This window comes from Novosphingobium anseongense (assembly GCF_037482895.1).
Lineage (GTDB): Bacteria > Pseudomonadota > Alphaproteobacteria > Sphingomonadales > Sphingomonadaceae > Novosphingobium > Novosphingobium anseongense.
Map to the genome: position 1 here is coordinate 92306 of NZ_JBBHJZ010000007.1, position 10425 is coordinate 102730.

Consider the following 10425-nt stretch of genomic DNA (forward strand, 5'->3'; position numbering starts at 1 on the left):
AATGCGAAGCCAAATCCCGGTGCTCGCTTATTCGGCTACGCGGCGGCGCTTATGTTCCGAATGTATCAGCTTGCGCAAGCTCGGCGATCTTCCGGGCTTGGCCGTTCAGAATTGAGTCACGTTGTTCTACTTCACGTAACACCGCTGTTTCCACGTAGTTGGCGAGGCTCCGGTTCTCCGCGATGGCGTGGCGACGTGCTCTTTCCAAAAGCTCGAAATCAAGCCTGAATGTCATTGGCTTGCGCATCGGGTTTCCGCTCCGGCTTGCGTAAAACTTGTTGCGCTCATCCGTCGCAGGCTTGCACACTTTATGGAAGTAACCGCATCGCGCGAGCGCTCGCATGGGTAGACGACAGCCCGCATAACATTCTCGATGTCTGCTGACTTGATAGCCGGGTCGAGTACGTCGGAGGCCTTGAAGCCGCTCCTCGTCACTGCGATGTTGCCAATAGTGTGACGCGGCTTTCGGCGCGCGCACCCGCGGAACGCGAGCCAACGACGAAATTCAGACGGCGACGGCAAGGGTCCACTCCCACCGCCGCCATTCGAACCGCCGCTAATCTTTCTTGGCTTCGGCGACGCTCTCGTTGTGGGCGCTTGCCTCAACCTTGGCGCGTTCCGCCTCGGCCTTTGCTCCCATTTCATCGGTGGCGGCGGCAGCCTTGTCGGCGGTATTGGCGACCGCGCCGGCACCCCGCTCAGCCGCGTTGCCAGCCGCGTTTGCCGCGCCTTCTGCAGCATTCCCGACAGCCACACCGGCCGCGGCTGCATCACTGCCTGCAGATTGTGCAGTATTTTCCGCGGCGTCCTGGGTCTTTTCCGAGCACGCAGCCAGAGATAGGCACGCAAGTAGGGTCGTGGCGCCGAGAATGATCTTTTTCATGAAATCCCCTTCCGGTGCGACAACGCCTTAGGTTGCCGTGTCCTCTAAATCGCTGCTGAGACACATAGTTCCTCCGACCACCAGGTCGTTGCGCACCTCACCTAAGCCGGCGTGACAGGCGCTAGGGCGGCACTCATTGGCGCGGGCCAAGACCATTCGGCTCGCCTTACAGCGGCCAGCTACAGATTTGTCGGTCGTAAGCTACCTGATCGGTCACCTGGGATGCGTGTCGCAGTCCTCTTTTCAGCAGGCCACCTCATTGCTCTTACGATTTGAGCATGGATCATGAGCCTAAGCGCTCGTGACCAGCCGGACCGGGTAGACCGGGTGGCGGGATTTCCAGATCATCGGGATTTCGTCCTCGGCTGCGGTCGAGCGATCGCATCAACGGCGTGACCGTGAGGCCGTGGAGCAGGATGGATAGCAGGCAGACGAGACCGACGATTGCCCAGAGCCGCGACGAGAGCGGCAAGTCGACATGATTGAGAGCATAGGCCAGGTAATAGAACGAGCCGACACCACGTATGCCGAAGAACGCGAGCATGAGCTTCTCGCGAAAGGCGGCTTTCAAGCCGGCGAGGGCCAGCATGCCTGCGGCGGGACGTATCAGAAGAATGATCGCAGCGGCGGCGATCCAGTCCTCAAATCTTAGAGGCACGAGCAGGCCGCCGATTATAGCTCCGCCAAAAAATATAAGAACGAGCATCATAGCGAGGCGCTCGATCTGCTCGGTGATGGCATGCATCTCATAGTTGAAATCGTGATCCCGATGAGATCTGCGCAGAGCGAGAGCCGTCACGAAAACTGCCAGGAACCCGTAGCAGTTCAGGATTTCGGTGATCCCATAGGAGACGAACGTGGCCGATATTGCGATCAGCCCGTCACCCGTCTTGGCCAGCTTGGTCTCTGCGGGCACCTTGAAGGTCAGCCAGCCGAACAACCGCCCGATGAGCCAGCCAAGTCCGGCTCCCGCAACCACCTCCCAAACTACGCTGTGCAGGAGCCAGTGCTGTAGCCACGGCTTTCCGCTCTGCTCGGATACAGCGAGCGCGATCGCCAAGTTGACGAAAGGAAAGGCAAGGCCGTCATTGAACCCGGCTTCGGACGTCAACCCAAAACGGACCTCGTCCTCCTGTCCGGTTCTAGGAGGGCCGACTTGCACATCGGCTGCGAGGACCGGATCCGTGGGGGCAAGGCTCGCTGCCAGGAGCAAGGCCGCAGTCCATCCCAATCCAATTCCGAGACCGCCGACGAGCGTTATCGCCCCGATGCTGAGTGGCATGGCTACGATGAGCAGTCGCCAAGTGACGCTCCATCTGTGCCACACGAAGGGCCGGTCGAGCTTGAGACCCGCTCCCATGAGAGCAATGATGACGACAAATTCTGTGAGCCGCTCGGTGATGAATGGGTAGGCTTGCGGAAGCGGGCGCATCGCGACGTCGGAAAGAGAGAAAATACCCGCCCCGATCGCAATACAGATCATCGGCAGCGAGAGTGGCAGGCGCTTTAAGGCGAGCGGCAGCCATGCAACCAGGGCGATCAATATTCCAGCGCCCGTAAGCCACAGGATGTAGGGCTCTGGTCCGGCGAGACCGAGCGACGTCAACGGTCAAATCTGCGGTGAAGCGGCATAGTAGCTCGACACGCGATCGGCATAGGCCTGGTCAAAGTCGGGAGCGTTGTTCGCCCAGCTTGGACCGCCTTCGAGAAGTCGGCGGTCGATCGTGAGGACGTAATCATCCTCTGCTATGCCATAGGCGATGGTTTCGAAAGGCACTGGATAATAGCTCTTGTTGAGACCGAGAAACCCTCCCAGGCTGAGCACCGCGTAAATCGCCTGTCCGCTTTGCTTATTCACTAAGAGCGATTTTACGTGACCAAGCTTGTCGCCGTCGCGTGATCGGACGATCAATCCCGTGACCTCAGCTTCGGCGAGAAGCGCCTCATTCTTGAGTATGTTGCTCATTAGGGCCGCTCCCCGATTCAGATTTCGACAAGTTGCCCGAGCCAGTCACCGCGTCCAGCTCGGGCCAGAAGCATCAGTCGCCCATCGAATGCTTGAGGGCGCTCATCTCGTCGTGACCGGCCTTCACTGACTGCCAAGCTTGCTCGGCGGCATCGCGTGCGGCCGGCGAGAGTTCGGCTTCGGCCAAGGCCGTCTCGAACTTGCTCTTGAGGTAGTCCTCCCCACGCTCAATTTCCGAGACGATCGCCTTGTCGTCGCGACTCATGACCGTCTCCTTCAAGCTCTGGAACGCACGATGCGCGCCTCCAAGCAAAGTGCCGTCATCTTCCGGTTTTCCGCCTGCGGTGGCCACCGCGGCCTGTAGCTTGGTGACAGCGGACTGCCGTTCGCGCGCACGCGCGTTGAACTTGTCGGCAAGCGCCTGGTTGTCGATGTCGCCTGCTGACTTCTGATAACCGTCGATGCTGTCGACGAGAGTAGCGATCAGGGTGTTGAGGACGCTCACGTCCTTGCTGTGTGCCGTCATGGGAAAATTCCTTGTATGGGGAGCAGCTTGAACGCCGGGCGTCAGGCCCCGTTCCGCGGTCTCGCGGGGAAACGCGACGAGCAGTGAACCGAGCGAGAAACGCTCAGGCGGGCTTGAGGCGATGCCGGCGGGCTAGCGCGAGCAGCCGAGGCTGGCTGGCCCAAGTGGCGACTGCGAAAGAGCTGAGGCAGAGCGCGACGCCCGCTACACTGCTCGCAAGGCGCAAAAACGCTGAGATACCCGCTGCAGTCGCTTTGCCGCGATGGGCGTATTGCCTAGCAATGCCATCGATCTATTCCGTCGCGAGGGTCGTATCGTCTCGACCAGACGCAGTCTTTATCGGTCGAGTCGGCTTAAGCAGTCCGGCGGCCTGAAGCACAATCCAAGTCCGGGTGCCTCTGATCGGCGCGACAAGAGAGCTTGGCACTTGTTAGATCGACCGCGCCTCGAATAGGCGTCTGGCATCGATCACAGCGACAAGCTGATCGCGTAAAAGACGGCCAGTCAGCTGATCTGATGCTCTGAGATAACCTTCTCCTCGGAGCTGACGCTCGATGTCATTCAAGTCTTTGCAGCTCCCTTCGATCGCGAGCTCATAGGCTCGACCTACTGGGTCTTGGTGCATATCGATTGTGGCTGCTCCGCGATGTCCCCTGCGAAATGGTTCGCAGGTCGCAGAGTGAACGGACGCGGGGTCGCTAAGGTTGCTTACGACACCGTGCAGGCGTTCGACCCGCCTTGTCCTCACCGAAGATAAGCATGCATCCAAATCGGTCGGATCGAACGGCGGCGAGCCCAAACCCATATCGCCGTGCGATACGGGCTTCGAGCTACCTGTTATCCGAGGCCGCGGCGATCAGCGTCGCATGGAGCGTTTAAATTACCAGTCGCAGCGCCGGGACCATCCCGGCGACGACGATGCCGAACGCCCTGATCATCACGCCGGCAATGGATAGCGCGTAGGCAAGGGGGCATCGTCCTCGCCGGCAGACCGCGGCAGAGTCGGGCGGCCGAGCCGCCGCCGAACCGCGATCTGGCGCAAAGCCATCAAACCAAGGAAGGCGAGGCAGAGCGCCAGGCCGGCGGCCGACACATGGCCGGGCATCAGTTCCCGCGCGCCTCCTTGAGATCCATGGCGGCAGCGGCCACCGCCATGTGCAGCTCAAGATCGTGAATGTCCGTGCTCATCCCTCTCAACCTGCTGCCACATGCCCGGCTCCTTGGACCTTGATCCGCAAGCATTGGCGGCATTGGCAGGCCGGCGAGACAAATACCGCCCTGACTTGAACTCCTTCGTCCGCGGGGCGTTTGACCGGGCATGAAGGCGGAAAACTCGAAGGTCCTGATCATCGCCCTGGCGGCGAACGTCGGGATCGCGGTCGCCAAGTTCGTCGCTGCCGGCATCACCGGCTCGTCGGCCATGCTGACTGAAGGTGTGCACAGCCTCGTCGATAGCACCAACCAAGTTCTTCTCATGTACGGGCAGAAACGTGCGGCCAAGCCCGCCGACGCGGCGCATCCCGCAGGCTACGGCCGCGAGCTCTACTTCTGGAGCTTCGTCGTCGCTTTGCTCGTTTTTGCCCTGGGCGCCGGCGTTTCGGTTTACGAGGGCATCGTCCACTTGGTCGAGCCCGAACCGGCTGTCGCGCCGCTGGTCGCCTACGGCGTCCTCGCGATCGCGTTCGTGCTCGAAGGCGGCTCGACCGTAGCGGCCTTCAAGGAATTCAATGGCGCGCGGCGAGGCAAGTCCTGGTGGCAGGCGCTGACATCGACCAAGGACGCGACGACTGTCATCGTGTTGCTCGAGAACGGCGCCGCGATGGTCGGGATCGTCGTTGCAGCCATCGGTCTGGCGATCTCGCAGCTGACGGGCGATCCTCGCTTTGATGGGATCGCGTCGATCCTCATCGGTCTTCTGCTCGGCTTCGTCGCGATATTCCTCGCACGGGAAGCCAAGGGCCTGTTGATCGGCGAAGCCGCTGACCCCGAGCTAATTGCGGGAATTCGCCGGACCATAGTGCGCAGCGGTGTGATGGGAATCGGCGAGATTATGACGATACACAATTCTCCGAGCCAGATTGTCGCGGCCATTAACGTCGATTTCGACAATCGCCTGACGGCAAGCGATGTCGAGCGAATGATTGACCAGATGGAAAAGGATATCCAGGCGGAGTTTCCAAGCGTTTATCGGCTATACGTCCGTCCACACGAAGACGCGGGCAGCAAATTCGGATCGGACCGTGGTCTGCACCAAATTCCAACACCTGCGCGCTGATCGACCGCGCAGCTCAGCGTTCGGCGCGTCGCCCTGACCTGCCCGACACTTGCCGCTCCGCAGATGATCCTCGAAAGTCGACGTTTTCCATCGATCTTGCGCGGGCACGCCTGTTGTCTGGCTGGCGACATCGGTTAAGCGCGCGGCATGACCGCCTCCGATCTCGAACATCTGATTATCGCCCGCCTTGTTCGGGAGAGGGGCGGCACCTCGCAAACATGGCAGCGGGCGCTTGGCAAGGTGATCGTGCGCGACACGCAGACACATGCCCACTGCAACTGGGATGTCAGACTAAGCGGCACCGATGGGCAACGCGCCGCGATCGAGCGGCTGCTCGACGATGTTCGACTTGAACATTCGATTGTGACGGCCGGATGAGGACAAGGGTCTGGATCGCCGACATTTCTGCCGTTCCCGGGCCAGACCGGCAATCTTCGAAGCACCCAACTTTCATGAGGCTGATGGCCATACCTTCATGAACGTCTGAGCTGCCTCACTGCCCCATGTGTTGGCCAGAACGGCTCTCAACGACGCTGAACGCTAATCCATCCAAAGGCCGTGCGCTCGGTGCCAGTCCTCTAGTGTGATGTCCGGGTATTCTGCGAAACGCTGGTCGTTTGGGCCGATGTCTGGCTCGACCCACGACGCCTTTGACGAGAGCATCATGTGGACGAGCGACGGGGCCTTTGGAAGTTCGTTTTCAATGGCCGAGGCGAATGGATGAAAGAGCTCGGGATACTCCGGGCTGAAGACCCACAGCGCGCTAGCGCATCCACTGCAGAAATGCCGCTCCCCCGTGCTGACGCGGCATTGACCTTTGCTGTTGTCCAGCTCGGCGTGGAATACGGACGTCTTGCCCTCGATCCTGAGGCTAGTTTTGTCGGCATGAAGATTGATTGCGTATCCGCCTCCACCCGCAGTCTTGCGACATATCGAACAATAGCATCGCATGAACGGAACTGGTGCGTGGCTGTCGGCGGAAAAGCCAATCTTGCCGCAGCGGCACGATCCTTTGAGCTTCAGAGGCATGGCTGGCTCCCTTCTGCCGGGAAACCGCTGACCTGCGCGCGGGTTCCGCCGACATAGCAGTCATGCGCGAGCCGATGGGCATCCGCGAGGCCTCTCTTCCATGCGTCCGAGGCAATCCTGCATGGTGACCGCCGCCAGCTAAAAGTCCGATACGCAGCTAATGCGCGAGGGGGAGTCAGGCCTGCTCGGCGCGGGATGTCGGTTGGACAAGTCTGGATGCATGGCCGCTGATGGCTAAAAGGAGCGAAGCAGCTTGCGTTTAATCGCGTCGATGGCTTCGCCAGCCATCTCGCATTGATCTTCAAGGTTGAAATCGTCCGCAAGAATGCAGGAGATTTCCAGATCTCGATTGGGGGACATAAAGAAACGGATGACGACCGCATCCCAGGCGGCCACACATTCCACGAGGTCCACGTTCCAAACGCGGACCAGTTTTGCACTTGGCACCGTTTCAATATGTCCGAAACGGATTGGTCTGTCGCCATCGCATAAGGGAAACCCTTAGACCTTGGTCGCGTGGGTAACGATTCATTCTCGTGCGGATGTCTCCGACATTGCGGACGGTGGCTCCAGAATAGGCGCGGCCTGAAAGCGGCAGTCGTTCACTGAATGGGCGATGGCTCAAGTTCGATGCGTTCGCGAGCATGGGCCCGCTGACCGTTCCGGGTGAGACGATGGCCTTCCAGGCCTCGATCGAAGACGGCGACGGTTGCCGCAAGTGCCGGCGAGAGAACCTTCTGCGCCGCCCGCGCTAGAGCGCTTTGATGCTCGCGCCCGATCATCCCGATTTCATCCAACCGTTCGCTCCGGCAATCGACAGCGGGGTTGCTCCAGGCGCCTTCGCCGGTCCCCATCATGCTCGGCTCGAAAACGTCATGGGTGTGATCGGAGATTGGTCTCGACGAGCAGACCTTTGATGCGCACGCCGAAGAGCAGCTGGAGGACCGGTATCGCAAGCATGGTCTCTGGATCGACTAGCCTCTGCGCGCGTCCGCTGGGTCAGTCTGCTTCTCCAGTCCTCGTTGCTCATTCCCGAGCGTTACAAAGGCCGTAAGGCCCGCGGCGAGCGCGAACACCGCCGAAACAAGCGCTGCCGCCTGGAAAGCGCCGACGAGCTGCGCACCAGCTTGCGAGATCACGGCCCCGGCGAGCGCCGTGGCAATAAGCCCGCCGGTGCGCGAGATGGCGCTGTTGAAGCCCGAAGCCGTCCCGCTATGTCGCTCGTCGACAGATGCGAGCACCGCCGTGGTCAGCGGAGCCACGGCGCCCGCCATGCCGAGCGCCACGACCGCCATGCCTGGCAGCACGCTCGTCCAATAACTCGCTTGCGGATCGGCGCGCATGAGAAGCGCGAAACCCACCCCGGTCACGATCGGGCCGATCGTCAGGGGCCATTTAGGCCCGATCGTCCCGGTCAGGCGTCCCGTCAGCCGCGAGGTGACGCCGATGACGATCGAGAACGGCAGCAGCGCGAGGCCTGCCTCGGTCGGGGTGTAACCGCCGCCCACGATCAGCAGATAGGGCAAGAGCATCAACAGGCCGCCGAGCGCGCCATACAGCAGGAACGTCAGCACCGTGAGCCCGACGAAGGCCTTCGAGGCGAACAGCGCCAGTGGCATCATCGCCCGATCGCGCAAATGCCTCTCATTGAGCACGAACAGGACGAGGAGCGCGACGCCGGCTGCGATCGTAGTCCCGACCAATGCCGAGATCTCGTGCCGGGTCGACCAGGATGTGAGCGCCCAGGTCAGCAGACCGAGCCCACCGGTCGCGAGCGCGGCGCCGCGCCAGTCGAGCGTGCCTTCGCTGCGTTCGGTTTCGGCGACGTAGCGCAGGAAGATGAAGATCGCTCCCAGGGCGACGGGTACGTTCAGATAGAAGATACTGCGCCAGCCGACCGTATCGATCAGCCAGCCGCCGAACGGTGGTCCGACCGCGCTCGCGATCGCGCCGGCCGCGGCCCAGGTGCCGACCGCGCGGCCGCGCGCCTCGCCTGCGAAGGCGCTGCCGAGAATGCCTAGACTGTTGGGCAGCAGCAGCGCGGCGCCGATGCCCTGCAATCCGCGAGAGGCGAGCAGGGCCGCGAGCGAAGACGCCAGCGCGCAGCCGATCGACGCGAGGGTGAACAGTGCGACCCCGACGATCAGAACCCGTCGCCGTCCGTAGTGGTCGCCGAGCGCTCCGCCGATGAGAAGCAGCGCAGATAAGGGCAGCAGATAAGCGTTGATCGCCCAGGGCAGGTCGCTGGCGCTGCCGCCCAGGTCTTTGCCTATCGCAGGCAGCGCGACGTTGGTGACCGAGCCGTCGATGAAGGCGAGACTCGAGGCGAGCATGGTCGCCGCGATGGTCCAGTTCGGATTGGCGGTCGTGCGCCCGACCGCCGATCGCGCCACGCCCGCATCGCAGGATTGGGACAGAGGCGTGGTCACCGCTCACCTCCCTTGCTCGGCAGCACCATGAGGCTCATTGCCGCCTCGGTTGCGACCCTAAACGCACGAACCGGTGAATGCGATGGTCGCCGCGCGTGGACGCAAATGCTTTCGTGCAGAAACGGTCGCCCCACCACGATCGGGCAAAGAGGCGACCGAGCTTCGCCCAATCAGAGCGCTTTTGCCATGTTGAGGTGGGCGGTGACGGTCGGCACCATCCCGCCCGCGAAGCTCTTGAGCGAGGCAGCCTCGCCGCTCGCGGCGTAGGCCTTGAGCGCGTCGAGCGTCATCTGATGGGCGTCGACCTGAGCGGCCGCATAGGCCTTGTCGAAGTCGGCGCCCGACTTGCCTTGCAAATCGGCCAGCGTCTGCTGCTGCATCGCGGTCATGCTCGGCATCGGCGTGATGGCGGGCGAAGCGGCAGACGCGGCGATCTTGAGCTTGGCGGTGGATTCCGTGTGGGCCTTGATCATCTGTTCGGCGAAGGTCTTGACCTTGGCCGCGCCGGCCTGGGTCGCCGCAAGCTTGGACGTTTCGATCTCGAACATGTCACTCGTCGCCGCAGCGTCGGCGAAAGCCTGCGCCGGGCTTGCAGCGGGCGTTGCGGTTGCGCCGGCCATCGGGTCGCTCGCGGCTACGTCGGGCGCAACGTCGGTGGCGACGGTCGGGGTCTCGTCCTTCTTGCTGCAGCCACCAAGCGCGATTGCCGCAAGCGATGCGGCCAGTATCAGGGTGTTCTTCATGTCCTCGAGGCTCCTCTCGCCGCGGTGCCCGCGGCTGTCTCGACCTCAACGAGCGGCAGCCCCCACACGTTCCGCGACCTTTCGCGGCGCTCGTGCGTTCGGTCTGTGACACAGCAACCTCGGGAGCGCGCGCATGAGCATCTTCGGCAATATTCTCAACAAGATCTTCCATCACGATAGCGCCAAGGCTGCCCCACCGAGCGCGGCGCCAGCGAGCCCGGTACCCGCGCCGAGCGCAGCATCGCCAGCAACCACACCAGCTGCAACGCCGCCTGTCGATACAGCACCGGCGCCTACGCCGGTCGATGTCGGCGCCGTGCTCGAAGCCATGGCCACGATGAAAGGCGATCACGGCGGCAACTACAAGTCGTCGATTGTCGACTTGCTGAAACTGCTCGATCTCGATCCTAGCCTGACGGCGCGCAAGGAACTGGGCGACGAGCTCGGAGTCGCTGCCGGCGCCGACGGCAGCGCCGAGCAGAACATCGCGCTGCACCGCGCGGTTATGGAAAAACTTGCCGACAACGGCGGCGTGGTGCCCGACAGTCTCAGGCCGTGATGTCGGCGCTCGCCA

13 protein-coding genes are annotated in these 10425 nt (G+C 62.2%); 3 read left to right on the forward strand and 10 right to left on the reverse strand.

Features of this window, described 5'->3' with window-relative positions; genetic code table 11:
• Positions 1-49: 49 nt before the first annotated feature.
• The 5 genes from WG901_RS22255 to WG901_RS22275 all read right to left on the reverse strand — a co-directional run bounded on the left by WG901_RS22255 (position 50) and on the right by WG901_RS22275 (position 3375).
• Complete coding sequence (locus WG901_RS22255; protein WP_339589329.1) at positions 50-247, reverse strand: hypothetical protein; 198 nt, start codon at positions 245-247, stop codon at positions 50-52.
• Between the two features lie 309 nt (positions 248-556).
• Positions 557-883, reverse strand: a complete 327-nt coding sequence (locus WG901_RS22260; RefSeq protein ID WP_339589330.1) for an entericidin EcnAB — start codon at positions 881-883, stop codon at positions 557-559.
• A 283-nt stretch (positions 884-1166) separates the two neighbouring features.
• Positions 1167-2426, reverse strand: coding sequence for a cation:proton antiporter (locus tag WG901_RS22265; protein WP_339589331.1), 1260 nt, complete (start codon positions 2424-2426; stop codon positions 1167-1169).
• 66 nt (positions 2427-2492) lie between these two features.
• A complete protein-coding gene (locus WG901_RS22270; protein WP_339589332.1) occupies positions 2493-2849 on the reverse strand; it encodes a PRC-barrel domain-containing protein in 357 nt (118 codons plus the stop codon).
• A gap of 73 nt (positions 2850-2922) precedes the next feature.
• On the reverse strand, positions 2923-3375 hold the full coding sequence (locus WG901_RS22275) for a PA2169 family four-helix-bundle protein (protein ID WP_339589333.1): 453 nt from the start codon (positions 3373-3375) through the stop codon (positions 2923-2925).
• Positions 3376-4693: 1318 nt separating this feature from the next.
• On the opposite strand from WG901_RS22275, the gene WG901_RS22280 reads away from it, so the two are divergent.
• Together WG901_RS22280 and WG901_RS22285 are read left to right on the forward strand one after the other, a co-directional pair.
• On the forward strand, positions 4694-5650 hold the full coding sequence (locus WG901_RS22280; RefSeq protein WP_339589334.1) for a cation diffusion facilitator family transporter: 957 nt from the start codon (positions 4694-4696) through the stop codon (positions 5648-5650).
• A gap of 147 nt (positions 5651-5797) precedes the next feature.
• Positions 5798-6028, forward strand: a complete 231-nt coding sequence (locus WG901_RS22285) for a hypothetical protein (protein ID WP_339589335.1) — start codon at positions 5798-5800, stop codon at positions 6026-6028.
• Between the two features lie 162 nt (positions 6029-6190).
• Here WG901_RS22285 and WG901_RS22290 read toward each other — a convergent pair whose 3' ends face one another.
• The 5 genes from WG901_RS22290 to WG901_RS22310 form a co-directional block, all read right to left on the reverse strand.
• The gene (locus tag WG901_RS22290) at positions 6191-6679 is read right to left on the reverse strand and encodes a GFA family protein (RefSeq protein ID WP_339589336.1); all 489 of its coding nucleotides are present in this window, start codon (positions 6677-6679) and stop codon (positions 6191-6193) included.
• Positions 6680-6913: 234 nt separating this feature from the next.
• A complete protein-coding gene (locus tag WG901_RS22295; protein ID WP_339589337.1) occupies positions 6914-7093 on the reverse strand; it encodes a hypothetical protein in 180 nt (59 codons plus the stop codon).
• Positions 7094-7281: 188 nt separating this feature from the next.
• A complete protein-coding gene (locus WG901_RS22300; RefSeq protein ID WP_339589338.1) occupies positions 7282-7536 on the reverse strand; it encodes a hypothetical protein in 255 nt (84 codons plus the stop codon).
• Between the two features lie 117 nt (positions 7537-7653).
• Positions 7654-9072, reverse strand: a complete 1419-nt coding sequence (locus WG901_RS22305) for an MFS transporter (RefSeq protein WP_339589339.1) — start codon at positions 9070-9072, stop codon at positions 7654-7656.
• A gap of 206 nt (positions 9073-9278) precedes the next feature.
• Positions 9279-9851 (reverse strand): DUF4142 domain-containing protein, encoded by a 573-nt coding sequence (locus WG901_RS22310; protein WP_339589340.1) that lies wholly within the window; start codon positions 9849-9851, stop codon positions 9279-9281.
• Positions 9852-9984: 133 nt separating this feature from the next.
• On the opposite strand from WG901_RS22310, the gene WG901_RS22315 reads away from it, so the two are divergent.
• Positions 9985-10410, forward strand: a complete 426-nt coding sequence (locus WG901_RS22315) for a DUF3597 domain-containing protein (protein WP_339589341.1) — start codon at positions 9985-9987, stop codon at positions 10408-10410.
• The last annotated feature ends 15 nt before the right edge of the window (positions 10411-10425 follow it).